23 protein-coding genes and 2 pseudogenes are annotated in these 24896 nt (G+C 50.0%); 17 read left to right on the forward strand and 8 right to left on the reverse strand.

From position 1 onward, the window contains the following. Positions 1-41: 41 nt before the first annotated feature. The 15 genes and pseudogenes from glgB to DXA93_RS10965 all read left to right on the forward strand — a co-directional run bounded on the left by glgB (position 42) and on the right by DXA93_RS10965 (position 15941). A complete protein-coding gene (gene glgB / locus DXA93_RS10895) occupies positions 42-2768 on the forward strand; it encodes a 1,4-alpha-glucan branching protein GlgB (protein ID WP_119208326.1) in 2727 nt (908 codons plus the stop codon). Positions 2769-2771: 3 nt separating this feature from the next. Continuing rightward, positions 2772-3644, forward strand: a complete 873-nt coding sequence (locus DXA93_RS10900; RefSeq protein ID WP_055265441.1) for a mechanosensitive ion channel family protein — start codon at positions 2772-2774, stop codon at positions 3642-3644. Between the two features lie 166 nt (positions 3645-3810). Further along, positions 3811-4278: a ribosome maturation factor RimP gene (gene rimP, locus DXA93_RS10905; protein WP_022462927.1), complete on the forward strand. Its 468-nt coding sequence runs from the start codon at positions 3811-3813 to the stop codon at positions 4276-4278. Between the two features lie 31 nt (positions 4279-4309). After that, on the forward strand, positions 4310-5491 hold the full coding sequence (gene nusA, locus DXA93_RS10910) for a transcription termination factor NusA (protein WP_117509187.1): 1182 nt from the start codon (positions 4310-4312) through the stop codon (positions 5489-5491). Between the two features lie 30 nt (positions 5492-5521). Continuing rightward, on the forward strand, positions 5522-5800 hold the full coding sequence (gene rnpM / locus DXA93_RS10915) for an RNase P modulator RnpM (RefSeq protein ID WP_022462929.1): 279 nt from the start codon (positions 5522-5524) through the stop codon (positions 5798-5800). Next, positions 5784-6095 (forward strand): L7Ae/L30e/S12e/Gadd45 family ribosomal protein, encoded by a 312-nt coding sequence (locus DXA93_RS10920; RefSeq protein ID WP_055221524.1) that lies wholly within the window; start codon positions 5784-5786, stop codon positions 6093-6095. Before rnpM ends, DXA93_RS10920 begins: the two co-directional genes overlap by 17 nt. A 29-nt stretch (positions 6096-6124) precedes the next feature. Beyond that, complete coding sequence (infB, locus tag DXA93_RS10925) at positions 6125-8680, forward strand: translation initiation factor IF-2 (protein WP_119208311.1); 2556 nt, start codon at positions 6125-6127, stop codon at positions 8678-8680. A gap of 15 nt (positions 8681-8695) precedes the next feature. Further along, positions 8696-9082, forward strand: coding sequence for a 30S ribosome-binding factor RbfA (gene rbfA / locus DXA93_RS10930; RefSeq protein ID WP_022462931.1), 387 nt, complete (start codon positions 8696-8698; stop codon positions 9080-9082). Beyond that, complete coding sequence (locus DXA93_RS10935) at positions 9069-10052, forward strand: DHH family phosphoesterase (protein ID WP_118600454.1); 984 nt, start codon at positions 9069-9071, stop codon at positions 10050-10052. The genes rbfA and DXA93_RS10935 overlap by 14 nt, the downstream gene beginning before the upstream one ends. 72 nt (positions 10053-10124) lie before the next feature. Then, on the forward strand, positions 10125-11051 hold the full coding sequence (gene truB / locus DXA93_RS10940; protein WP_055265448.1) for a tRNA pseudouridine(55) synthase TruB: 927 nt from the start codon (positions 10125-10127) through the stop codon (positions 11049-11051). After that, positions 11048-12016: a bifunctional riboflavin kinase/FAD synthetase gene (locus DXA93_RS10945; RefSeq protein WP_119208313.1), complete on the forward strand. Its 969-nt coding sequence runs from the start codon at positions 11048-11050 to the stop codon at positions 12014-12016. The genes truB and DXA93_RS10945 overlap by 4 nt, the downstream gene beginning before the upstream one ends. Positions 12017-12270: 254 nt before the next feature. Then, positions 12271-12537, forward strand: coding sequence for a 30S ribosomal protein S15 (gene rpsO / locus DXA93_RS10950; RefSeq protein WP_022462935.1), 267 nt, complete (start codon positions 12271-12273; stop codon positions 12535-12537). A gap of 252 nt (positions 12538-12789) precedes the next feature. Beyond that, positions 12790-14884: pseudogene (locus DXA93_RS20625) on the forward strand (polyribonucleotide nucleotidyltransferase). A gap of 100 nt (positions 14885-14984) precedes the next feature. Then, positions 14985-15479 carry an anaerobic ribonucleoside-triphosphate reductase activating protein gene (gene nrdG, locus DXA93_RS10960; protein WP_118600450.1) on the forward strand — a complete coding sequence of 165 codons (495 nt, stop codon included), beginning with the start codon at positions 14985-14987 and terminating at the stop codon, positions 15477-15479. A 27-nt stretch (positions 15480-15506) separates the two neighbouring features. Beyond that, positions 15507-15941, forward strand: a complete 435-nt coding sequence (locus DXA93_RS10965) for a dUTP diphosphatase (RefSeq protein ID WP_022462938.1) — start codon at positions 15507-15509, stop codon at positions 15939-15941. 139 nt (positions 15942-16080) lie between these two features. Here DXA93_RS10965 and DXA93_RS10970 read toward each other — a convergent pair whose 3' ends face one another. Next, positions 16081-17046, reverse strand: a complete 966-nt coding sequence (locus DXA93_RS10970; RefSeq protein WP_119208315.1) for an NYN domain-containing protein — start codon at positions 17044-17046, stop codon at positions 16081-16083. Between the two features lie 215 nt (positions 17047-17261). On the opposite strand from DXA93_RS10970, the gene DXA93_RS10975 reads away from it, so the two are divergent. Together DXA93_RS10975 and DXA93_RS10980 are read left to right on the forward strand one after the other, a co-directional pair. Further along, positions 17262-17471 (forward strand): helix-turn-helix transcriptional regulator, encoded by a 210-nt coding sequence (locus DXA93_RS10975; protein ID WP_055228608.1) that lies wholly within the window; start codon positions 17262-17264, stop codon positions 17469-17471. A gap of 62 nt (positions 17472-17533) precedes the next feature. Continuing rightward, positions 17534-18258, forward strand: a pseudogene (locus tag DXA93_RS10980) (DUF3169 family protein). Positions 18259-18338: 80 nt separating this feature from the next. Here the strand turns inward: DXA93_RS10980 and DXA93_RS10990 are convergent. The 7 genes from DXA93_RS10990 to ureB all read right to left on the reverse strand — a co-directional run bounded on the left by DXA93_RS10990 (position 18339) and on the right by ureB (position 24882). Beyond that, a complete protein-coding gene (locus tag DXA93_RS10990) occupies positions 18339-19709 on the reverse strand; it encodes an MATE family efflux transporter (RefSeq protein ID WP_055265454.1) in 1371 nt (456 codons plus the stop codon). Positions 19710-19862: 153 nt separating this feature from the next. After that, positions 19863-20666: an urease accessory protein UreD gene (locus DXA93_RS10995; RefSeq protein WP_172680761.1), complete on the reverse strand. Its 804-nt coding sequence runs from the start codon at positions 20664-20666 to the stop codon at positions 19863-19865. Further along, a complete protein-coding gene (gene ureG / locus DXA93_RS11000; RefSeq protein ID WP_055221510.1) occupies positions 20666-21274 on the reverse strand; it encodes an urease accessory protein UreG in 609 nt (202 codons plus the stop codon). The genes DXA93_RS10995 and ureG overlap by 1 nt, the downstream gene beginning before the upstream one ends. A 48-nt stretch (positions 21275-21322) precedes the next feature. Next, positions 21323-22021, reverse strand: a complete 699-nt coding sequence (locus DXA93_RS11005; protein ID WP_055265456.1) for an urease accessory protein UreF — start codon at positions 22019-22021, stop codon at positions 21323-21325. Between the two features lie 90 nt (positions 22022-22111). Continuing rightward, entirely contained in the window at positions 22112-22588 is a 477-nt protein-coding gene (locus DXA93_RS11010) for an urease accessory protein UreE (protein WP_055265458.1), read from the reverse strand. 44 nt (positions 22589-22632) lie between these two features. Continuing rightward, positions 22633-23118 carry an AmiS/UreI family transporter gene (locus DXA93_RS11015; RefSeq protein ID WP_242998544.1) on the reverse strand — a complete coding sequence of 162 codons (486 nt, stop codon included), beginning with the start codon at positions 23116-23118 and terminating at the stop codon, positions 22633-22635. Between the two features lie 42 nt (positions 23119-23160). Beyond that, positions 23161-24882 (reverse strand): urease subunit beta, encoded by a 1722-nt coding sequence (gene ureB / locus DXA93_RS11020; RefSeq protein WP_117814401.1) that lies wholly within the window; start codon positions 24880-24882, stop codon positions 23161-23163. Positions 24883-24896: the final 14 nt, after the last annotated feature.

Consider the following 24896-nt stretch of genomic DNA (forward strand, 5'->3'; position numbering starts at 1 on the left):
AGAGCACGTAAAATAAAAAAGGAGGGGTTATAATTTTGAAAATGGAAGAAAAATTATACGATTATATGGATTGGGCGGAAATAGAAGCCGTGGTCTATTCCGAGGAAAATCATCCAAGAGACATCTTGGGACCGCGCGTAACGGAGGATGGTATTTTGATTCAGGCGTTTTTCCCGGGCGCAACCCGTGCAGCCGTACATACGATCCGCGACGGAAAACAGACCGAGATGGTTTGCGAGGATGAGGCGGGATTTTTCGCTGTGCTGCTTCCAGGAAAGAAAATTCCGTCCTATACGCTGATCTACTGGGACGGCGACGGAAACCAGATGGAGCATTACGATCCGTACGCCTATCCGATGCAGTTCACCGAGCAGGAACAGAAACAGTTTGAAAACGGCATCTGTTATTCCATCTATGAGAAGCTGGGTGCACACCCGGTAAAGATCGATGGTATCAGCGGTGTTTACTTCGCTGTCTGGGCACCGAATGCGATCCGTGTCAGTGTTGTCGGAAATTTCAATAACTGGGACGGAAGAGCATATCAGATGAATCTTCTGGAGTCCGGAATCTACGAGCTCTTTATCCCCGGTGTTCGCGCGGGCGACATCTATAAATATGAAATTAAGGCAAAGGGCGGTCTGACGTATCTGAAATCGGATCCATACGCGAATGCAGCACAGCTGCGTCCGAACAATGCGAGTGTTGTGGTTGATCTTGGAAAATATGCCTGGCAGGATGAGAACTGGATGAAGAAGCGTGGTGTCACACAGGGCGACAAAGCGCCGATTTCTGTTTATGAAGTGCATCTTGGCTCCTGGAAAAAACCGGACGATGGCCGTGAATTTTATAACTACCGTGAGATCGCTCCGATGCTGGCTTCTTATGTGAAAGAGCTCGGCTACACCCATGTTGAGCTGATGCCGGTGATGGAGCATCCGCTCGATGAATCCTGGGGTTATCAGGTAACGGGCTATTACGCACCGACAGCACGATACGGAACGCCGGATGACTTCCGCTATTTTATGGATACGATGCACCAGAACGACATTGGTGTTATTCTCGACTGGGTACCGGCACACTTCCCGCGCGATACCTTCGGACTTTCTGCGTTTGATGGAACGTGTCTGTACGAGCATTTTGACCCGAGACAGGGATCCCATCCACACTGGGGCACGCTGATTTACAATTACGGCAGACCGGAAGTAAAGAACTTCCTGATCGCCAATGCGCTTTTCTGGGCAAAAGAGTACCATGCCGACGGAATCCGTATGGATGCGGTTGCATCGATGCTGTATCTTGATTATGGCAAGCAGGACGGGGAGTGGGTCGCAAATATCTACGGCGGAAATGAGAACCTTGAGGCAATCGAATTTTTAAAACATCTGAACTCCATCTTCAAAAAAGAGTTCCCGGATGCGCTTCTTATCGCAGAGGAATCGACCGCATGGCCGAAGGTGACGGGAGAACTCGACGATGAAGGACTTGGCTTCGACTACAAGTGGAACATGGGCTGGATGAATGATTTTACGGAATATATGAAAAACGATCCGGTATACCGCGGGGCACATCACGATCAGCTGACTTTTTCTATGGTATATGCATACTCGGAGAAATTCATGCTGAGTCTGTCGCACGATGAAGTGGTTCACCTGAAAGGGTCTATGTATACCAAAATGCCGGGTACACCGGAGCAGAAAATGGCAAATCTTCGTCTGGCGTACGCTTATCAGATGGTGCATCCCGGAAAGAAGCTTCTGTTTATGGGACAGGAATTTGGACAGGAAAAAGAGTGGAATGAGAAACAGTCCCTGTCCTGGGAGCTTCTTGAGGACAAGAAACATCTGCAGTTAAAGAACTATATGGCGGCACTTCATGCATTCTACAAAGCAAATCCGGCATTGTATCAGCTTGACGAAAAGCCGGAGGGCTTTGAGTGGATCAATGGCATGGAGTGGGAAAAGAATCTTCTGATCTTCCTTCGCAGAACAAGGAAGAAAGAAGATACGCTGCTTGTCATATGCAACTTCTCGAATGTCGAGTACGATGATTTCCGCATTGGTGTGCCGTATCCAGGAAAGTACAAAGAGATGTTCAACAGCGATGCGGAAAGCTATGGCGGAACAGGCGTCGGAAATCCACGCGTGAAAATGTCGAAAAAAACAGAGTGCGACGAGCGGAAAAACTCGATTACCGTAAAACTCGCACCGCTTTCTGTTCAGGTATTTTCTTATACGAAGCCGGAGACGGGCGCTGCAAGCAATAAGAGCGCAAAGGCAAAAACTGCAGCGAAAGCGGCAGCAGAGAAGAAAACCGGAAAGAAGGGAAAACCGGCTGGAAAAACGGAAGAAGCAGTAAAAGCAGTAAAAGCAAAGAAAACAACAAAGACTGCCCAAAAAGCAGAGAAAAAGGTATCGGAAAAAACGGTGAAAACCGCAGAGAAAAAGCAGGGAACTACGACTGCGACAGAGAAGGTGGAGAAAGCCGTAAAGCAGGCGATTGATAGCAAACCGGTGAAAACGGTAGAGCAGACGGTGGACAAGCTGGTGAAAGCCGGAAAATCCGCAGCGGCAGAGGCAGCAAAAGCCGTGGAAAAATACCGCGCAGCCGCCGATCCGGAAAAGAAGCCGGCTACAAAGCCGGAAACAAAGCCGGAAACCAAGTCGGAAGCAAAATCAGAGGCAAAACCAGAGACAAAAACGAAAAAAAGCACAGGCATGAGTGAACTCGGCGAGGAGCTGCAGAGAAAATTCGAGACAGAGGAGAGATAACACATGGTGAATCTGACAGCGGCGGAACGCGTCTATGAATACTGGATCGACAAGGCCTCTTCGGCTGCCGATCTGGTGCTGAAGATCGTGTTTGCGGTAATTCTGTTTCTGGTTGCACGCAAACTGATCCTGTGGCTCTGTGGTCTGATCCGGAAAAACATGCGGCGTTTTCACACGGAGGAGGCGGTGGTCAGTTTCACCGTTTCCATGGTGAAATACAGTCTGAACACGCTGCTGGTGCTGACCATTATCGTTCAGCTCGGTATCGTATCCGAAGCGTCGATCGCAGCAGCCATCGCCTCCGCCGGCGTTGCCGTATCCCTGGCACTGCAGGGCGGCCTCTCAAACTTTGCAGGCGGCGTGATGATTCTGCTGCTGAAACCATTTAAGGTCGGTGACTACATCATTTTTCCGGGCGAAGGTCAGGAGGGAACGGTTAAGAAGATTGAGATGTATTATACGACAATCAACAGCATCGACAACCGTACCATCATGATCCCGAACGCTAATCTGACGAACCACACCATCATCAACGTGACGGCGATGGACCGGAGAAAGCTGGAGATCAAAGTCGGCATTTCTTATGAGTCCGATATCAAAAAAGCGAAGGACATCCTGCGCCGCCTCGTTGAGGAGGAGCCGCATTTTCAGTCGGAGGAACAGCAGTTTTTCGTAGATGAGCTGGGCGAGAGCGCGATTACGGTCGGTCTCCGCGCCTGGGTCGCAACGGAAAATTACTGGCCGGTCAAATGGAAAATGAATGAGCGCATCAAAGAAGAGTTTGACGCGGCGGGAATTTCCATCCCGTATAACCAGCTCGATGTCCACATCTGCCCGGAACCGGCGAACAAAAAAGCCGGAAAAGGCGATAAATAAAGGATATTTTGAAAATTAACCCTTGCAATTGCACGGAAAAGGTGCTATAGTAAAGTTGTTAATAAGTGACTGTTAAGGAGTGGACGATTTCGTCCACTCTTTCTTGTGTACAGGGAAATGAAAGAATTTTTCGAAAGTTTCCCTGAATCAAAAAGGTGGTGAGGATTTGAGCAGAAGAGAAGAATACGAACAGAAGGCAGAAGAACTGATCACTCCGATTGTAGAAGCCAATGGTTTTGAACTGGTGGATGTGGAGTATGTCAAAGAGGGCGGTACCTGGTACCTGCGTGCTTACATCGACAAAGAAGGCGGAATTACCGTGGATGACTGCGAAATCGTCAGCCGTGCATTTTCTGACCGGCTGGACGCAGAGGACTTTATCGATGACGCCTATATCATGGAGGTCAGCTCCCCGGGCCTTGGACGTCCGCTGAAAAAAGAGAAAGACTATAAGAGAAGCATGGGAAAAGAGCTGGAAATCCGGACATACCGTGCGATCGAGAGAAACCGGGAATTTTACGGAATACTCACCGCATATGATGATAACAGTGTGACCATTTTGGAGGAGGACGGAACAGAGCGCGTCTTCCAGAAAAGCGATATTGCATTGATCCGTTTAGCATTTGATTTCTAAACAGACGCAGATACAGGAGGAAAAGAGAAAAATGAATACAGAATTAATGGAGGCCCTTGAAGTTCTTGAGAAAGAGAAGAATATCAGCAAAGATACCCTGCTTGAGGCAATTGAGCAGTCGCTGATCCAGGCCTGTAAAAACCATTTTGGCAAAGCAGATAATGTAAAGGTAAGCATTAACGCCCAGACTGGTGATTTCAAAGTCGTAGCAGAGAAAACCGTTGTTGATCTGGTACAGGATCCGATCATGGAGATCGCCCTTTCCGATGCAAAACGTGCAGACTCCCGCTATGAACTCGGCGATATCGTTCCGGTAGAAATCAAATCCAAAGAGTTCGGCCGTATTGCAACCCAGAATGCCAAAAACGTCATTCTTCAGAAGATCCGTGAGGAAGAGCGTAAAGTTCTGTTTGATCAGTACTTCGAGAAAGAGCACGATGTGGTTACCGGTGTGGTACAGCGCTATGTGGGACGCAACGTCAGCATCAACCTCGGTAAAGTAGACGCTCTGCTGACCGAGAACGAGCAGGTCAAAGGCGAGAAATTTGAGCCGACCCAGCGTGTGAAAGTATACGTTCTGGAAGTAAAGAATACAACCAAGGGACCGAAAGTCATGGTATCCCGTACCCATCCGGAACTCGTAAAACGTCTCTTTGAGTCTGAGGTTTCCGAGGTTGCAGAAGGCATCGTAGAGATCAAGAGCATTGCCCGTGAGGCAGGAAGCCGTACGAAAATGGCAGTATGGTCCAACGATCCGAACGTCGATGCAGTCGGCGCATGCGTCGGTATGAACGGAAGCCGTGTCAACGCGGTTGTCAATGAGCTGAACGGAGAGAAGATCGACATCATTACATGGGATGAGAACCCGGCACTCCTGATCGAGAACGCACTGAGCCCGGCAAAAGTTATCTCCGTTATGGCAGACCCGGAGGAGAAGACCGCAAAAGTAATCGTTCCGGATTACCAGCTTTCCCTTGCCATCGGTAAAGAGGGACAGAACGCAAGACTTGCCGCACGTCTGACCGGATTCAAGATCGACATTAAGAGCGAGACCCAGGCACGCGAGGCAGGAGACTTCGACTACGTAGAAGAGGAATACGAGGAAGAGGACAATTACGATGAGTCCGCAGCAGAGGAGGAAACCATCTCTGCAGAAGAAAACTTCGACGAGAATGATGTAGAAACAGCAGAGAAAGCCGGAGACGAAGAGTAATTAAAATAAAAACAAAGGCGGGATGAGCATTTGAGTACAGTTCGTAAAGTGCCGCTGCGTAAATGCATTGGCTGCAATGAAATGAAAAACAAAAAAGAAATGATCCGCGTGGTGAAAACCACCGAAGGAACGATTGTTCCGGACACAACCGGAAGAATGAACGGACGCGGTGCTTATGTCTGCTCTCTGGAATGTCTTGGGAAAGCAATGAAAAACAAAGGACTTTCCCGTTCTCTGAAGGCAGAAATTCCATCAGAGGTTTATGAGCAGTTAAAGGAGGCATTTGCGAAGATTGAACAGTCAAAGTAAAGGATTATCCATGCTGGGCCTTGCCATGAAGGCGGGTAAGGTATCGAGCGGCGAATTTGCGACCGAGCAGGCCGTAAAGAGCGGCAGCGCATACCTTGTCATTCTGGCGGAAACGGCGTCGGCCAATACACAGAAGAAATTTCGCAATATGTGTGCATACTATAAAGTGCCATGCATTCTTTTTGGGGACAAAGAGCAGCTTGGAAGAGCCATCGGAAGAGAATACCGTTCTTCCCTTGCCGTATGTGAAGCGCATTTTGCAGAAAAAATAGCAGCATTGTTGGCAGAAGCGTAAGGCGTAAGGCCGGAAAGGTCGGTGGATGGATGCAGGAAACACGAAAACCGCAGAAAGAGGAGAAAAGATCATTGGAAAAGAAAGATACAGAAAACATGGAAATGAAGAAACCGGAAGAGCAGGCAAAACCGAAGAAAAAGAAAATTATTTCCGTTGTGCGTCCGCAGAACGCAACAAGTAAAGAAGCAAAAGAGTTCACAAAGAACCAGGGACAGAAAAAAGACCGTCCGTCCCGCGGAAACGGCCGTCCGGAAGGAAACCGCAATGGAAACGGAAGAAGCGAGGACCGTCCGAACCGTGGAAACGGAAACGGCGGAAATGGAGATCGTCCGAACCGCAATGGAGACCGTCCGCAGGGAGAGCGCCGCTTCGGCGGAAACAATGGAGACCGCCCGAACCGCAGCGGAGACCGTCCGGGAGGAGACCGCAATAACGGCGGAAGAAGCGGAAACGGTGAGAGAAGCGGAAGACCATTCGGTGAGCGTTCCGCACGTCCAAACGGAGGCAGACCGGGAAATAATGGCGGAAGACCGTTCGCAGGAAAGGATGATGATTCCCAGAATCAGAACCGCCGTCCGGGAGGAGACCGCCGCAGAACCGAGCATAAGAGCTCTGCAGGCGATACAATGAGCCTTGGCATCAAGAAGCCAGGCCGTGATACAGGAAGAAAAGAAAAAGACAAAAACAAAGATTCTTTAAGAGAAAATAAATTCAGTGAAGACAGAGGAAGAGGCGGAAACCGTCCGAACCAGGGACATCATCAGCAGTCCAGACTCCCGAAAGCGCTCCAGAAACCGGTCAACAAACCGAAACAGGAAGCTCCGAAGGATGAGGTAAAGGAGATTACCCTGCCGGAGAAAATGACTATCCGCGAGCTGGCTGAGAAGATGAAAATGCAGCCGGCAGTCATCGTAAAGAAACTGTTCATGGAAGGAACGATGGTTACCGTAAACCATGAGATCGATTTCGAAAAAGCACAGGAAATCGCGCTTGATTATAACATCATCGCTGAGCCGGAAGAGAAAGTCGATGTGATCGAAGAGCTCTTAAAAGAGGACGAAGAGGATGAAAAAGACATGGTTCCGCGTCCGCCGGTAGTCTGCGTTATGGGACACGTTGACCACGGTAAAACATCTCTTCTGGACTGCATCCGGAACACCCATGTCACCGACCGCGAGGCTGGCGGTATTACCCAGCACATCGGTGCATACACCGTTTCGATCAACAAACAGAAGATTACGTTCCTCGATACCCCGGGACATGAGGCATTCACCGCTATGCGTATGCGTGGAGCCAATGCAACGGATATCGCCATTCTCGTTGTCGCAGCAGACGACGGTGTGATGCCGCAGACCGTTGAGGCAATCAACCATGCAAAAGCAGCCGGCGTTGAGATCATCGTTGCGATCAATAAGATCGATAAACCAGGCGCAAACATAGAGCGTGTAAAACAGGAGCTCTCCGAGTACGAACTGATTCCGGAGGACTGGGGCGGAAGCACCGTATTCGTTCCGGTATCTGCAAAGAACAACGAAGGTATCGACGATCTGCTGGAGATGATCCTTCTGACTTCCGAAGTGCTCGAGCTGAAAGCAAACCCGAACCGGAAAGCAAGAGGTCTTGTCATCGAGGCTGAGCTGGATAAAGGAAAAGGACCGGTTGCTACCATTCTGGTACAGAAAGGTACCCTGCATGTCGGCGATTACATCGCAGCAGGCGCATGCTCCGGTAAAGTCCGTGCGATGATGGATGATAAGGGACGCCGCGTCAAAGAGGCAGGCCCGTCTACTCCGGTTGAGATTCTCGGACTTTCCGATGTTCCGAACGCAGGAGAGATCCTCGTTCAGACCGATAACGATAAAGAAGCAAAGAACTTCGCAGCAACCTTCGTGGCAGAGAACAAGAAGAACCTGCTTGAGGAGACAAAAGCGAAGATGTCCCTGGATGATCTGTTCAACCAGATTCAGGAGGGTAACTTAAAAGAACTGGCACTCGTTGTCAAAGCCGATGTACAGGGATCTGTCGAGGCAGTAAAACAGAGTCTTGTCAAACTCTCCAACGAGGAAGTTGCCGTACGCGTCATCCACGGCGGTGTCGGTGCGATCAACGAGTCCGACGTTATGCTGGCAACCGCATCTTCCGCCATCATTATCGGATTTAACGTACGCCCGGATGCGAACGCAAAATCCATGGCAGAGCAGAACGGCGTAGACATCCGTCTGTACCGTGTCATCTACCAGGCAATTGAGGATGTTGAGGCAGCCATGAAGGGTATGCTTGAGCCGGTTTACGAAGAGAAAGTTATCGGCCATGCCGAGGTACGTCAGCTCTTCAAGGCATCCGGTGTCGGAACGATCGCCGGAAGCTATGTACTGGACGGAACGTTCCAGAGAGGCTGCAAAGTTCGAATCAGCCGCGAAGGAAACCAGATCTTCGAAGGAAATCTGGCATCCCTCAAACGTTTCAAAGACGATGTCAAAGAAGTGCGCTCCGGCTATGAGTGCGGTCTTGTATTTGAAGGATTCAACGATCTTCAGGAGTTCGATCAGGTCGAGGCCTATATCATGGTAGAAGTGCCGAGATAGAAATGAGGAATTAAGTTGAGAAAAAACAGTATTAAAAACACCAGGATCAACGGGGAAGTACAGAAAGAGCTTTCCAACATCATCCGGAACGAGATCAAGGATCCGCGCATCGGAATGATGACCTCTGTCACAGCGGCAGAGGTAGCGCCGGATCTGAAGACGTGTAAAGTATATATCAGTGTGTTTGGCGATGATGAGGCGAAGAAAGAAACCATCCGCGGCTTAAAGAGCGCGGAGGGCTTCATCCGCCGTATGCTGGCCAAGACCATTAACCTCCGCAATACACCGGAGCTGACCTTTGTCCTGGATGAGTCGATTGAATATGGCGTTACGATGTCGAAACTGATTGATGAAGTAACACACAAAGAAGACAAAAAGGATGAGGAAAATGAAGAAAATTGATGAAATTCTAAACGGAGTCTCCTGCATGGCCATCGCCGGACACGTTCGTCCGGACGGTGACTGCATCGGTTCCTGCCTGGGATTATACCAGTATCTTCGCGACAATCGGCCGGAGATTCAGGCAGATGTCTATCTTGAGGATCCACGGCCGGAATTTTCCTATCTTCCGGGCTTTTCTGAGGTAAAGACAAGCTGTGAAGAGAAAGCGTACGACCTTGTGGTCCTTCTGGATGTATCCAGCGAGGAACGCATCGGCGTTGCCGTACCGCTTCTTGCAAAAGCGGGAAAGACGATCTGCATCGATCACCATGTGACGAATACAGAATATTGCGAAATCAATCACGTAGAGCCGGATGCAAGCTCTGCCTGCGAGGTGCTGTTCGGACTTCTGGAGGAAGAAAAGATCTCCGAGCCGTGCGCCGAGGCGCTGTACACCGGTATTGTGACCGATTCCGGCGTATTCCAGTACAGCAGCACCTCTCCGCACACGATGCGGGTTGCGGCCGCTCTGATGGAAAAGGGAGTTCCGTTTACCAGAATCATCGAGGATGCATTCTTCAAGAAAACATACGTACAGAATCAGATTATGGGACGCACGCTGACAGAGAGCATCATGCTTCTCGACAAGCAGTGTATTGTCGGTATCGTGCGGAAGAAGGTCATGGACTTCTATGGCCTGACACCGGGAGATATGGACGGCATTGTCATCCAGTTAAAAAATACAGAAGGCGTTCACGTAGCGATCTTCCTGTATGAGCTGGAGCCGCAGGTCTTCAAAGTAAGCCTCCGCTCCGACGAGCTGGTTGATGTGAGCAAAATCGCAGCCGTATTCGGCGGCGGCGGCCATATCCGTGCGGCTGGCTGCACGATGTCAGGTTCTCCGTATGATGTAATCAACAATCTGACTCTGTATATCGAAAAACAGCTTCTTGCAGAAGAGGAAGAAGAGACGACAGAGGAAGAAGCATAAACAGGAAACAGCCGGGCGCAGAAAATATATCCACGCCCGGTTTTCTTGTGAAAAAGAGGGAGACAAAACAACATGATAAACGGAGTTCTGAACGTATGGAAAGAGGCGGGATTTACGTCGCATGACGTGGTTGCGAAGCTGCGCGGCATCCTGCACCAGAAAAAAATCGGCCACACCGGAACCCTAGACCCGGATGCGACAGGCGTGCTTCCGGTCTGCCTTGGAAAGGGAACGCGTCTCTGCGATATGCTGACCGATGAAACGAAGACGTATGAAGCGCTGCTTCACCTTGGAATCGCAACGGATACGCAGGACATGAGCGGAACCGTGACAGCAGAAGCGCCAGTGACCGTGACGGAAGAAGAGGTGCGGGACTGCATCGCCTCGTTTGTCGGGGAGCAGCAGCAGGTGCCGCCGATGTATTCCGCGCTGAAGGTTAATGGAAAGAAACTCTACGAGCTGGCGCGGGAAGGCATCGAGATCGAGCGGAAGGCCCGCACGGTGCACTTTTACGAGATCAGCATTCTGGAAGTGAAGCTTCCGCTGGTGCGCATGGAGGTAACGTGTTCGAAGGGAACGTATATCCGCACCCTGTGCCACGATATCGGCGAAAAACTGGGCTGCCACGGATGTATGGAGCAGCTGATCCGCACGAGAGTCGGCCAGTTTGACCGAAACGGAGCGCACACGCTTGACGAGATCGCAGCGATTGTCGGTGAGGGCCGCCTTTCGGAGATCCTCGTGCCGGTCGATGAAATGTTTGCCGCGCTGCGCAGCTTTGCGACAGCGGACGATCATGCGAAAAAGCTTGCGGAAAACGGAAATCCGCTGAAACCGGCGCAGATCCGCGAAATCGGGGAAACTGCTTCCGGCGGGGACTTCGCAGAAGACGAGGAGTTCCGCCTTTATCTCGATGACGGAACGTTTGTCGGTATTTATCAATACAGACCATCACAAAACTTAACCAGACCGGTCAAGTTATTTCTGGAGAGAACATGAGATATCTAACAAAAACACTGGATTTTGACAGCAGAGGGGACAGCGTTGTAACCCTGGGAAAATTTGACGGCCTCCACCGGGGGCATATGCTTCTGATCCGCCGTGTCCTTGCAATCGGCAGAACGGAAGGACTGGAAACGGTTGTGTTTACGTTTGACGTGCCGCCGCAGTCGAAAGTGCAGCATGTCAAGCCGCATCAGCTGCTGACGAATGAGGAGAGAAGAGCCCGCCTCGAACAGCTTGGCATGGACTGCCTTGTGGAATGCCCGTTTGTGGATGAAGTGATGCACATGACGCCGGAAGCCTTTATCAAAGAGATTCTGGTGGATAAGCTGCACGCGAAAAAAGTTGTTGTGGGAAAGGATTTCGGTTTTGGCTACAAGAGAAGCGGCACAGCCGAAATGCTGAAAGAAATGGGCCCGTCCCTTGGTTTTGAAACCGAGATCATCGAAAAAGCAGAGGAAAACGGCCGCGAGATCAGCAGCACCTGGGCACGGGAAGAGCTGGAACAGGGCAATATGGAAGCCGTGAGCGGTCTGCTCGGCTACGATTACGCGGTTCACGGCGAGATTGTCCACGGTCATGCACTCGGCAGAACGATCGGCGTGCCGACCATCAATCAGATCCCGCCGGCAGAAAAGCTGCTTCCGCCGTTCGGCGTCTACGTTTCCGAGGTGAAAATCGAAGGAAAAATTTATTACGGTATCACAAACATCGGTGTTAAGCCGACGGTACAGGAAAAATTTACCGGCGTGGAGACGAATCTTTTTGACTGCAGCGAGGATCTCTATGGAAAACATGCGGAGGTTTCTCTGTTAAAATTCCTGCGCCCGGAGCAGAAATTTGCTTCGATCGACGCGCTGAAAAACCAGCTCGACCATGATGTTGCGGCAGGAAAAAAATATGTAGAAAAAAAAGTTCGCTCAGCAGTGAAACACTCGCTGTTTCGCTGCGTAAGAAAGTGATTCAGGTGTGAGCAGCTCTCCTTTTGCGAAGCAAAACTTAAAATGAGAGCTGCGAAAGTTACAGTTCGGAGAACTGTAACTACGTGAAAATTCATCGCGAAAACATCTGATTTTAGTATTTACAATTCGAAAAGCGTATGCTATACTAATCGAGTATGCGGGACAAAAAAGATCCCCGGACCCTGATTCAGAGGCAGGACACTCCGACCACTTCTTAGTCAGCGGTGCAATCAAAATAACAGGAGGAATTTAAAATGATTTCGAAAGAAAAAAAACAGGCAATCATCAAAGAGTATGCAAGAACTGAGGGAGATACAGGATCACCGGAAGTACAGGTAGCTGTTCTTACCGCAAGAATCGAGGAGCTCACTGAGCATCTGAAAGTTCACCACAAAGATCATCACTCCAGAAGAGGTCTTCTGAAAATGGTTGGTCAGAGACGTGGTCTGCTTGACTACTTAAAGAAAACTGATATTGAAAGATACCGTGCTTTAATCGAGAAGTTAGGAATCAGAAAATAATCAGCTTGGAACAACGGGCGGGATACATTTTCCGCCCGTTTCTTTGCTTGTAAGATCAAAGACGCAAACGACATGGAGCCATTCTGAGCTGCATTGCATCCGTAAGAAGCTGCCAGTGGCAGGTTCTGGAGGTGCAGGAATTTTATCCGAGACCACTGAAAAACACATTGAAAAGCTGCATCCTGTCCGTATTCCGGTGTGCTTTTCAGTTGTTTCGGAAATTCTGCTCAGAAGAAAAAAAGGAGATTATTTATGTACAAGAGTTTTTCTATGGAACTGGCAGGCAGAACCCTGACCGTAGACGTAGGCCGTGTAGCAAAACAGGCAAACGGCGCAGCATTTATGCATTATGGCGATACTGTAGTTCTTTCTACAGCAACCGCATCTGAGAAACCGCGTGACGGCATTGACTTCTTCCCATTAAGCGTTGAGTACGAAGAGAAGATGTACGCCGTTGGAAAAATCCCGGGCGGATTCAACAAAAGAGAAGGAAAAGCAAGCGAGCACGCAATTCTGACCAGCCGTGTCATTGACCGTCCGATGCGTCCGCTGTTCCCAAAAGATTACCGCAACGATGTTACATTAAACAACATGGTAATGTCCGTAGATCCGGAGTGTGATCCGGAAGTAGTCGCAATGCTGGGTTCCGCAATCGCAACCTGCATTTCCGACATCCCGTTTGACGGTCCGTGTGCCATGACTCAGATCGGTATGATCGACGGCGAGTTCATCGTAAACCCGACTCTCGCACAGAAAGCCGTATCCGACCTGAAACTGACCGTAGCTTCCACCAGAGAGAAAGTCATCATGATCGAAGCCGGAGCAAAAGAGATCCGGAAGCAAAAATGATCGACGCCATCTACAAAGCACACGAAGTAAACCAGGAAATCATCAAATTCATCGACAGCATCGTAGCAGAGGTTGGAAAACCGAAACACGCTTATGAGAGCTGCGCTATTCCGGAAGAGCTGTTTGCAGCGATCAAAGAGATCGTTCCTCCGGCAGAGATGGAAGAGGCTGTTTTCAGCGATGACAAACAGACAAGAGAAGAAAACATCCGCGTCATCACCGAGAAACTCGAGGAGGCATTTGCCGACAACGAAGAGTGGCTGGCAGTATTAGGCGAGGCTGTTTACCAGTATCAGAAAAAGACCGTTCGTAAGATGATCTTAAAAGACCACAAACGTCCGGACGGCCGTGCGATCACAGAAATCCGTCCTCTGGCAGCAGAGGTTGACATTATCCCGCGTGTTCATGGTTCCGCTATGTTCACCCGTGGACAGACTCAGATCTGCAACGTAACAACACTGGCTCCGCTTTCCGAAGCACAGAAACTGGACGGACTGGATGAGTTCGAGACCTCCAAACGTTACATGCATCAGTACAACTTCCCGTCCTACTCTGTAGGTGAGACAAAACCGTCCCGCGGACCGGGACGCCGTGAGATCGGCCATGGTGCTCTGGCAGAACGTGCCCTGGTTCCGGTACTTCCGACCGAGGAAGAGTTCCCGTACGCAATCCGTACCGTATCCGAGACCTCGAATCTAACGGTTCTACTTCCCAGGCAAGTATCTGTGCATCCACCATGTCTCTGATGGCTGCCGGTGTACCGATCAAAAAACCGGTTGCAGGTATCTCCTGCGGTCTGGTAACAGGCGAGACCGATGATGATTACCTCGTACTGACCGATATCCAGGGTCTCGAAGACTTCTTCGGCGACATGGACTTTAAGGTAGCTGGTACCCACGACGGAATCACTGCAATCCAGATGGATATCAAGATCCATGGACTGACCCGTCAGATCGTAGAAGAGGCGATTGCCAGAACGAAACAGGCAAGAGAGTACATCCTGACCGAGGTTATGGAGAAAGCGATCGCAGAGCCGCGTAAGACGGTCGGCGAGTTCGCTCCGAAGATCATCCAGATGATGATCGACCCGCAGAAGATCGGTGAAGTTGTCGGCCAGAGAGGAAAGACCATCAACGCCATCATCGATGAGACCGGCGTAAAGATCGACATCACAGATGACGGTGCAGTTTCCATCTGCGGAACCGAGCAGGCTATGATGGATCAGGCAAAGAAATATATCGAGATCATCGCAAGCGACTTTACCGAGGGACAGATCCTGACCGGAAAAGTTGTCAGCATCAAAGACTTCGGTGCTTTCCTTGAATTCGCACCTGGAAAAGAAGGTCTGGTACACATCTCCAAGCTCGCCAAACAGCGTGTTGAGAAAGTAGAAGACGTTGTCAGCCTTGGCGATGTTGTAAAAGTAGTCTGCATGGGCAAAGATAAAATGGGCCGTGTAAGCTTCAGTATCAAGGATGTTCCGGCAGACGCGAAATAAATAGATCTGCCAGACGATAAAGAGCGGGGAACACAGAAAAAGGGATCTGTAAAACGGTTCGTTTTTCTGTGTTTTCTTATGTCCAATAGGAGTGAAAGCTATGAGATACCATAATATAACGAAAGACGATATGCTGAACGGAGACGGCCTGCGCGTCGTGCTCTGGGTCGCCGGATGTGGTCATCACTGCAAGGGATGTCAGAATCCGATTACCTGGGATCCAAATGGCGGCATCCCGTTTGATGACGCGGCAAAGGCAGAAATTTTTGAACAGCTGGACAAGGACTACATTTCCGGCATCACCTTCTCCGGCGGAGATCCGCTGTATGAGGCAAACCGGGCGGATGTGACGGCTCTGGCAAAAGAGATCAAGGAAAGATATCCGAAAAAAGATATCTGGGTTTACACCGGATATGAGTGGGAATCCGTCTGTGATCTGGAACTGATGGATTACACGGACGTGGTTGTGGACGGCCGCTTTATTCTTGCCCAGAGGGACGTTACCCTGGAATGGAAGGGTAGCCAGAATCAGAGAGTCATTGATGTGAAAAAGACGAGAGCACGCGGCGAAGTCGTACTGTTCGGCGAAAAGTAGTCACGCAAAAAGAAAAGGAGACGCTTTATGGAAACCATTAAAATTCAGTATTTAAACGATGAAATTGAGCGCCTGCGCTATATCGACGGAAAGTCCGACTGGATCGATCTGCGCGCAGCAGAGGAAGTGGAGTTAAAGGCCGGAGAATTCAAGCTGATCCACCTCGGCGTTGCCATGCAGCTGCCGGAAGGCTATGAGGCGCATATTGTGCCGAGAAGCAGCACCTTCAAGAACTTCGGTATTATCCAGACGAACCACTGCGGTATCATCGACGAGAGCTACTGCGGACCGAACGACTGGTTCTACATGCCGGCGTATGCCCTGCGCGACACCGTGATTCATGTGAATGACCGCATCTGCCAGTTCCGCATCGAGAAACACCAGCCGACCATCGGCTTTGAAGAAGTTGACCACTTAAACGGCGAGGACCGCGGCGGAATTGGAAGTACAGGAAAAAGATAACAACAGACGAAATAAAAAGAGCCTCCGGGTGTCAGAAAATCTGACATTTCCGGGGGCTTTTTGTTGCGGGCACACCAAACATGTACATGGTATATCAAACACGATCCGGATCCGGCGAATCTGGTTTATGTTTTGAATGCTATTGTTTCATCTGTACCGTATTGTTTGTGATTTTGAATTTTTTGAAACTGTTGATAAAACTTGAAATCCTGCTATACCCATACTGCTTCACATCGAAGCCCGGGAAACGGTTCCGCAGGGCATCGTGAATAATGCTGAGGTTGTCGATATGGCCTCTGTTGGAGCAGATCAGATCCGTGATACATTTTTCGATCTGCTGGCGCGATACGGTGTTCTGGCGTTCCTTTACGAGGTAATTATGACCGGTTTTCAGCACTTCGATATCGTTCATGCTTTCTAGAAACGTGGAAAGTTTGGAATAACCGTAATTTCGAACGTCAAACTCTGAGAATTTCTTCTGCAGGATACTGCCGATCTCACTAAGTGTCGTATTTTTTCCGTGATCATTGTTCTCTGTCAGTACACGGGAAACCGTCCGCTCGATTTCTGCCTTGCTTGTAATGGAAGGGGGTTCGTCCTGAGAAGTGCCGTAGCGCGCCGGATTTTCCGAGACAGCGGTAATCGCAGGGGAGATATCGTCCTCGTTCTGGGAAATGATTTCGAGAATTTTAAAGGCATCGCACGCAACGCGGAAGGAAGAAGGGGTTTTCTGCTCGCCCATGCCGAGCACAAACATGCCGGATTCACGCAGACGCTGCGCCAGCTTGGTAAAATCAGAGTCCGAAGAAACCAGGCAGAATCCTTCCACATTTCCGGAGTAGAGGATGTCCATGGCATCGATGATCATCGCGGAGTCAGTTGAATTTTTTCCGTTCGTATTGCTGTACTGCTGGATCGGATTGATCGAGTAGCGCAAAAGCTGCTCTTTCCAGCTCTTTTTCGAGATATCGGTCCAGTCCCCGTAGATCCGTTTGTACGTGGCAACACCCTGGTCGGAAACCTCGTCCAGGATATATTTGATGTATTTCGGGGAAACATTGTCCGCATCGATCAATACGGCAAACCGGCTGTCTTTCTGTTCCATAGATTCTGTCCTTTCTGCGGCTTGAATAGTTACGAAAATAGATATCTCTAGTTTAGTACATTTCAGCCCACAAATCAACCGGGAGTTTGAAATGACAAAAAAACTTGTCAAAAGTATTGACAAATAAAGTTGTCAATGGTAGAGTAGTGGATGACAAGAAAAGTTGTCAAAAAGAGAGCTCATCTAAAAAACGTGACAAGAAAGGAGATGCTGCGATGCCGCTGTACAATCAGTTAAAAGAGTACCGTTCGAAGCTCGGCATCAACCAGACCGACCTTGGAAAAATGGCGGGAGTATCGAGACAGACCATCAGCCTGATCGAGCGGGGAGATTATTCACCGTCGGTGACACTGGCGTTAAAACTTGCAAAAATCTGTGAAGTAAAAGTAGAAGATATTTTTCAATATGAGGAGGATGAACCATGAAAGAAAAACAGGGGAACAAACCAAATTCCTACGGAAAGTTGATGAAACGGATGCTGATTTATATGGGAATCGGCGGAGTCTGCGGTTTTTTTGTCGGAATTTTTATGATGTTCGGAGTGAAAAATGGCATGAGTGATCTGAGCGATCTGGTCCGCCCGCTGGCACTGCCGATCATTGCGGTAATTTTCGTTGTAAGCATTGTCCTGATGGAATTTTACAGCCGGAAATTAAAAGATACGATGAAGCATCTCGAAGAAGCAGAGGATGAACAGTACGAAGTCTTAAGCTATGAAGAAGAGAAATACGGCGCGATGCTGATGAGCTGCAATGTGATTTCGCAGGTCTGCGATATCATCGTGCTGACATTTACCTTTTCCCGTTCCTGGCTGGAAGAAGCATCGGGAAAAGAGCTCGCCGGATTCCTGGCAACCTGTGCTCTGTTTTGTATCAACTTCTTTCTCTATGGCTATTATCAGATGCGTTATGTAAAAATGGTTCAGGCAGCTCACCCGGAGAAGAGAGGCGATATGAACTCAAAAAACTTCCAGAAAGACTGGATGGCAAGTTGCGATGAGGCAGAAAAAGAGATGGTATATCAGAGTGCCTATAAGGCTATATGGCGCTGGGAAAGATGATTCAGATCCTGCTGTGTGCGACGATGATCCTGCATCTGGTGTTCCATACCGGTATTCTCGCAGTCATTGTCGTGGGCGTCATTTATCTGACGATGACACTCACATATCATCGTTCCTGTGTAAGTCTGCAGAAAGCAAAACTGAATCTGTAATCCTGTAAATACAAAAAACTGCGTGGAATGCATTTCAGAATCGTGCATTCCGCGCAGTTTTGCGTTTGGTATGAAAAATGTCAGCTGATCGGAGCCGTCGATGTCTTTGAATCATACTTTTTGTCGATATCCTTCATGACAAACAGATACGAAACACCGGTAAAGACAGCTGCCGTCACCCAGGCTGCCGGGTCACAGAAGCAGGCGAGCGGATAGCTGATGACTTTTATGGCAATCACAGCTACAATAAGGCGCGCAAAGAGTTCAGAAACACCGCCCATCATAGGCAGAAAGCCGTAGCCGCAACCCTGCATTGCATTTCGGAAAATAAAGATGGTGCAGAGCGGTACATAAAAAAGAGCACACATATAGGAATAAGTCTTTGCCCATGGCATCATGGCGGCCATATCGACATCACCCGAGAAGAAGAGGGAAAGACATGGCTTCAGAAGAAGGAAGACGAGAGCAGCGGCTGCGATCGAATACGTGATGGAAGTCAGAAGTGCAGCGCGAACTCCCTTTTTAATCCGTGGAATATCGCCCTTTCCGAAATTTTGCCCGCTGTAGGTTGCCATCGTCTGTCCCATTGCGGAAAAGCCCTGTGTGACCAGATTCTGCAGCTTACAGGCCGCCGTAAAAGCGGCAACCGCCTCCGAGCCGAACAGGTTAATGGCAGCCTGCATAATCATTGTACCGGATGCGGTGATGGCAAACTGGAGTGCCATCGGAATGCCCATCGAGAGCTGATGGCGGGAATCTGCCGCATGAAGCTTCCAGTGGTGTTTTTCCGGCCACATATCCGGCATGGAGCGATAAATATAAAAAAGACAGAGCACAGCAGAAATTCCCTGGGAGAAAACGGTTGCATATCCGGCTCCCGCAACGCCCATTTTAAAACGAATGATGAGAAGCAGATCCAGAAGAACATTTAATACAGCCGAAAAAATCAGGAACATCAGCGGAGTCTGGCTGTTTCCTACTGCACGCAGATAGGAGGAAAGCAGATTGTAAAAAATCGTAGCGATCAGGCCACCGCAGATAATCATAATATAGGAATAAGCGTCCTGAAAAATATTTTCCGGTGTGTTCATGAGATGCAGCAGCGGCCGCATGGAGATCATGCTGAAGAACGTCAGGACAACCGTGAAAAGGAGAGCCAGTAGAATGCCGTTTGCCACACTTCGCTTTACTCCGCGCGTATCCTTTGCACCGAACCGTTGCGATGTCAGAACCGTAAAGCCTGCTGTGATGCCCTGCGCAAATCCAAGCACCAGGAACATAATCGTTCCCGTAGAACCAACTGCAGCCAGTGCATCCGCTCCGACATATCGGCCAACGATAATCGTGTCTGCCATGTTGTAGAGCTGCTGGAAAATGTTTCCGATAATCAGCGGCAGCGTAAACTGCAGAATGACTGGAAGCGGACTTCCCTTTGTCATGTCTTTTTCCATGAGAAAACCTCCTCGAAATGATGGTAAAATAAGTTTTATCTTCGTTTCAAACGAAAGCTATTTTATCACATTCCAAAGAGGTTGTCACACCTTATTTTGACATTTTTCCGGTAATTTTTGATTGATTGAAATCAGAAATTTTCCAGTCTGTTTTTATAGAAGTTTTTCATACACAGTTTTGATTTTTTCCGCCGTCTGCTGCAGTTTCTGCGCACGGTGTCCGAAAATCCGAACAGCAAGATCGCCGCCGGAGAGCGTCGTTGCGCCGCCGTCGATTTCCGGATCGCCGTCAAGAATTTCCCGGATTTCATTGAGAAGCGTATCCGCGTATTCTGTCCGTGAGAGAAAAAGGTTCGCCATATGCGTGTATCCCTCGTACATACCAATCCCTTCCATCGGCATCTGATCGGGCAGATAGCAGGTGTTGTCGCGGTAGATCAGCTTTTGACCGCGGAAAATCTGTACCTTTGAGGCAAAGCGGCGGTACTGGAACCGCTCTTCGTGCGCATTCCGTCCGCAGGAGATGATTTCCAGCAGAAACAGGCGGGATGTCTCGTCTGCCAGATGAATCGTCATTGTACTCGTAAAAGAAGACTGTGCAAACGGAATGACGGGCTGCGGATAGTAGTAAAGTACCGCGTGCGGATCAACCTGAACAGAAATTGTGCGGGATGCCGATCCCTCGTCCATTTTGTGGATCTTCTCAAACGACTGCGACAGGACCTCGAGATCCGCCCCCTCTTTTACATGGTAAGAAAATTCCTGTGAATCCCCTTCCATAATACCCGCGGAGGCACAGAGAGGCATGATCTGGATTCCGCCGTTCTCTTTTTCAAACGGAGCCATAATCTTGTACGGCGCCGTAAAGGAGAGGTCCTCGAGAATCGTCTTTCCGTTTTTTAACGCCGCGCAGGCCGTGATGCGGGAAATTTTTCCGAATTTGTTTTCCATAAGCATCACATTCCCTCTAAGAGCACATTTTCTTTGATCCAGGAAACAACATCATCCACATGGACATCGCCGCGGATGTTGGTGAACAGAAACGGCCGCTCGCCGCGCATCTTTTTCGAATCGCGCTCCATGACTTCCAGGCTTGCACCGACATACGGAGCCAGATCAATCTTGTTGATGACGAGAAGATCGGACCGTGTAATGCCAGGGCCGCCTTTCCGCGGAATCTTATCGCCCTCAGCGACATCGATAACAAAGATCGTGGCGTCCACAAGCTCCGGACTGAACGTAGCGGAGAGGTTGTCACCGCCGCTCTCGATAAAGAGAAGCTCGATGTCCGGGAACCGCTCCATCATCTCGTCGACGGCCTCGAGGTTCATCGAAGCATCCTCGCGGATCGCGGTGTGCGGGCAGCCGCCGGTCTCCACGCCGATGATGCGTTCCACCGGAAGGACGCTGTTCTTCGCGAGAAACTGTGCGTCCTCCTTTGTATAAATATCGTTGGTAATAACGCCAATACTGTAATCGTTTGCCATTTTCCGGGACAGCGCCTCAATCAGTGCTGTTTTTCCGGAGCCGACCGGTCCTGCTACTCCAATTTTTACGTAAGACATAACACATACCTCTTTTCCTGAAAATAATGATTGCGCGAAACAAACACATTACGACATATAAAGACGGGAATACAGTGTTTCATGCTGGATTCCGCGGATATCAAAGCCCGGCGCAGAAAGACAGAGATCCTCCGCACTCCGGTGTTCCAGATCTTTTAAAATCTCGGCAAATTCCGCATAGCATCCGCCGAGAAGCTGCTGTCCGGCGCTCTGGCTTAACGGTATCGTTTTGACGCAGTTTGTCACGATCGCGGAAGTCTGCGCATAGAGATAATGCGACAGCGCATCGGCAAGCGGAATGTTCATGGCAGCGCAGAAAACACCGTAGATACAGCAGTGGTTTATCGCCTGCCCTTTCCTGGCAGTAAGATAACGACGGAAGATCCCGTTTTCCTCTTTTGTCACGGGCAGCTCCAGCTTTTCGATCGTCTTTGCAAAACGGGACCCCATTTTCCGTGCGGCCTCCCTTTGTTCCATCGGAATCCGCGACGCTTCCAGAATTTCTTCAATCGAAAGAAGCTGTTCCAGATCCCCGTATGCGGCAGCAAGATAGGAGAGTCTTGCGGCGAGAAGCTCCGTGAAGGCAAGATTCCATCGGATTTTGTGGTGGATATATTCCTTTGCCGTCGCCTCATCGTGCACAATTCCACGCTGAATATACGTTTCGAGTCCCTGCGAGTGCGAGTACGCGCCGATCGGAAACAGGGCGTCGTTGATCTGAAGAAGATAAAAATTAAGTTCGGACATAAAAAGTCTCCTGAAAAATCATAAGATATCGAATGAGCCTGCCCGCGAAAAGGGGCCGGCCCATTCTTTTCTGCGTGCGGACAGACCGCATCAGTGATGATGATTGTGGATCGATGCGGAAATCCGCTGGTCGAAGTCGAGCTTTTTCAGTTCTTTTTCGGCCGTAACGCCGTGGAGTTTCTGAAGCATCAGAAGCATCGGCTCATTGTAAATCGTGATAAAAGTATCGTTTTCGCCCCAGAACAGCGGTGCATGGCGGTTGCCGATCTCGTAGCAGACCTTTGCCGCCTGCTTTTCGTGACCCGGAGTAAGGGAAACGCGGATCACCTCGCACGGAGGCGTATTGACGGCGATGATTTTTTCATCGTCTGCATAGAGCACATCACCCTGATACAGACCCCTTGTGAGAATGGAATCGTCCATGCGGATGCCGAGCTCCGTTCCGTGGTCGGTCGTCTTTTTATGAATCTTTTTGAAGGCTTCATGCCATTCGATATCGACGTATTCGATCGTTTTTCCGGAAGTGTCAAATTTCGAAAGTTTTCCTAAAATCTGTTCGCAAACCATTGAAAAAAGTTCCTCCTTACCGAATTACCAGATCTGAAGCAGCATCATGACGCCCGGGATCCACGCGGTGACAACGCCCTCAAATACCTGAGGCACGGCACAAATTTTCCGAGCTTCTTTCCGCAGATATCCTCCACAAAAGAAGTACCCCAGAGAATGGCCCACAGATACCAGATGCCCGCCCAGCGGAGATCCGGCGTGATGCCAAGCGCCGCGCTTCCAATGAAGCCTTCGATCGTTCCGAAGATGACAGCGTTGACGGCAACAAAGGTCGAAAACCACGCAAAAGGGATCGGGCTGGCGTTTAAAAATTTATTGACGGCCACAAAGAGGTAAGTGAAGCAGAACAGCAGTCCCGTTCCGGCAGCGTAATAATTTCCCTGCACGAGATTCACGAAGTTGATGAAAAGGGAAAGTCCGCCGGTAAAGATATTCATTACAGCGGCCGAGCGTCCATCCACATGGTACAGGGTGCACATGCCGTTGTTGATCAGTACAATTCCTACAAATAAAAGACACACTCCAAGCATAATAAAATTCTCCTCGTATGGTTTTACAGAATGCAGAGCCGTTTAGAACAGGCTGTAAAGCTGGGTCAGCGGCAGTTTTTCTGCTGGCTTGGAAGTGATCTCCTCGCCGTCAACAGTGACCTTATATGTCTCCGGATCTACGGTAAGCACCGGCGTGCGGTCGTTCCATACCATATCCTTTTTGCTGATACTGCGGCAGCCGTGTACCGGGACAACCGTTTTTTCCAGTCCGTATGCGTCTTTGATACCGGCATCGAAAGCAGCCTGGGAAACGAAGGTCAGGCATGCCTCCTGTTTTGCTTTTCCGTGAGCGGCAAACATCGGCTGATAGCAGACCGGCTGTGTCGTCGGGATCGAAGCGTTGGCGTCTCCCATTTTCGAAGCGACGATCATACCGCCTTTGATGATCATATCCGGTTTGGAGCCGAAGAAAGCAGGATTCCAGAGCACGAGATCAGCAAATTTTCCCTTTTCGACCGAGCCGACATACTCGGAGATACCGTGGGTGATGGCCGGGTTGATCGTATATTTTGCGATATAACGTTTCACGCGGAAGTTATCGTTTTCATGACCGGCATCCTCCGGCAGAGCGCCGCGCTCATCCTTCATTTTGCTTGCGGTCTGCCACGTACGGGTGATGACCTCACCGACACGGCCCATCGCCTGGGAGTCGGAACTCATCATACTGAAAATACCCATATCGTGCAGAACATCCTCTGCGGCGATCGTCTCCGGGCGGATACGGGAATCCGCGAACGCAACGTCCTCCGGGATGTGCTTGTCGAGGTGGTGGCATACCATCAGCATGTCAAGATGCTCATCAAGTGTGTTGACAGTGTAAGGCATTGTCGGATTCGTGGAGGAAGGCAGAACGTTCGGTGCAGCAGCAGCGCGGATGATGTCCGGTGCGTGGCCGCCGCCGGCTCCCTCGGTGTGGTACGTATGGATGGTTCTTCCGCCGATGGCCGCAAGCGTATCTTCGACGCATCCGCCTTCGTTCAAAGTATCGGTGTGGATGGCAACCTGGACATCGAACTCATCGGCAACGTTGAGGCAGTGGTTAATGACCGCCGGCGTTGCGCCCCAGTCCTCGTGGATTTTCAGGCCCATCGCACCGGCTTTGACCTGCTCAATCAGCGGAGCCTCGTCGGAGCAGTTGCCCTTGCCGAGAAAACCAAGGTTCATCGGATATTCCTCTGCGGCTTTCAGCATCATGCGCAGATTCCACGGTCCCGGGGTACACGTCGTTGCGTTCGTGCCGTCCGCCGGGCCGGTGCCGCCGCCGATCATCGTGGTCACGCCGCTGTAGAGGGAGCAGTCAATCTGCTGCGGGCTGATAAAGTGGATGTGAGTATCGATGCCGCCTGCCGTAACGATCATACCCTCGCCGGCCAGAGCCTCGGTCGATGCGCCGACCGTCATGCCAGGAGTCACGCCGTCCATGACATCCGGGTTTCCGGCTTTTCCGATGCCGGCAATTTTTCCGTCTTTGATTCCGATGTCTGCTTTTACAATGCCTGTAGCATCCACGATCAGAGCGTTTGTGATGACAAGATCAAGGTCTCCGTCTCTGCTGCAGGTCTTGACGGACTGTCCCATACCGTCGCGGATGGATTTGCCGCCGCCGAATTTTACTTCATCGCCGTATGTGGTGTAGTCTTTTTCGACTTCAATCACAAGGCTGGTGTCGGCAAGGCGGACCTTATCGCCGACGGTCGGACCGTACATAGCGGCATATTTACTTCCGGAAATTTTTACACTCATTTTTGCTGTCCCTC

Origin of the sequence: Blautia sp. OF09-25XD, from assembly GCF_003482095.1 — a bacterium.
In the GTDB taxonomy this organism is placed as follows: domain Bacteria; phylum Bacillota; class Clostridia; order Lachnospirales; family Lachnospiraceae; genus Fusicatenibacter; species Fusicatenibacter saccharivorans.

Coding starts and splice junctions, on each gene's coding strand:
- nusA (WP_117509187.1), top strand. CDS start 4,310: ATGAATACAGAATTAATGGAGGCCCTTGAAGTTCTTGAGAAAGAGAAG.
- DXA93_RS10975 (WP_055228608.1), top strand. CDS start 17,262: ATGCCGCTGTACAATCAGTTAAAAGAGTACCGTTCGAAGCTCGGCATC.
- DXA93_RS10990 (WP_055265454.1), bottom strand. CDS start 19,709: ATGGAAAAAGACATGACAAAGGGAAGTCCGCTTCCAGTCATTCTGCAG.
- DXA93_RS10970 (WP_119208315.1), bottom strand. CDS start 17,046: ATGGAACAGAAAGACAGCCGGTTTGCCGTATTGATCGATGCGGACAAT.
- DXA93_RS10995 (WP_172680761.1), bottom strand. CDS start 20,666: ATGCTTATGGAAAACAAATTCGGAAAAATTTCCCGCATCACGGCCTGC.
- DXA93_RS10900 (WP_055265441.1), top strand. CDS start 2,772: ATGGTGAATCTGACAGCGGCGGAACGCGTCTATGAATACTGGATCGAC.
- DXA93_RS11015 (WP_242998544.1), bottom strand. CDS start 23,118: ATGCTTGGAGTGTGTCTTTTATTTGTAGGAATTGTACTGATCAACAAC.
- DXA93_RS10965 (WP_022462938.1), top strand. CDS start 15,507: ATGGAAACCATTAAAATTCAGTATTTAAACGATGAAATTGAGCGCCTG.
- DXA93_RS10945 (WP_119208313.1), top strand. CDS start 11,048: ATGAGATATCTAACAAAAACACTGGATTTTGACAGCAGAGGGGACAGC.
- infB (WP_119208311.1), top strand. CDS start 6,125: ATGCAGGAAACACGAAAACCGCAGAAAGAGGAGAAAAGATCATTGGAA.
- rpsO (WP_022462935.1), top strand. CDS start 12,271: ATGATTTCGAAAGAAAAAAAACAGGCAATCATCAAAGAGTATGCAAGA.
- DXA93_RS11010 (WP_055265458.1), bottom strand. CDS start 22,588: ATGGTTTGCGAACAGATTTTAGGAAAACTTTCGAAATTTGACACTTCC.
- DXA93_RS11005 (WP_055265456.1), bottom strand. CDS start 22,021: ATGTCCGAACTTAATTTTTATCTTCTTCAGATCAACGACGCCCTGTTT.
- nrdG (WP_118600450.1), top strand. CDS start 14,985: ATGAGATACCATAATATAACGAAAGACGATATGCTGAACGGAGACGGC.
- DXA93_RS10935 (WP_118600454.1), top strand. CDS start 9,069: ATGAAGAAAATTGATGAAATTCTAAACGGAGTCTCCTGCATGGCCATC.
- truB (WP_055265448.1), top strand. CDS start 10,125: ATGATAAACGGAGTTCTGAACGTATGGAAAGAGGCGGGATTTACGTCG.
- ureG (WP_055221510.1), bottom strand. CDS start 21,274: ATGTCTTACGTAAAAATTGGAGTAGCAGGACCGGTCGGCTCCGGAAAA.
- glgB (WP_119208326.1), top strand. CDS start 42: ATGGAAGAAAAATTATACGATTATATGGATTGGGCGGAAATAGAAGCC.
- ureB (WP_117814401.1), bottom strand. CDS start 24,882: ATGAGTGTAAAAATTTCCGGAAGTAAATATGCCGCTATGTACGGTCCG.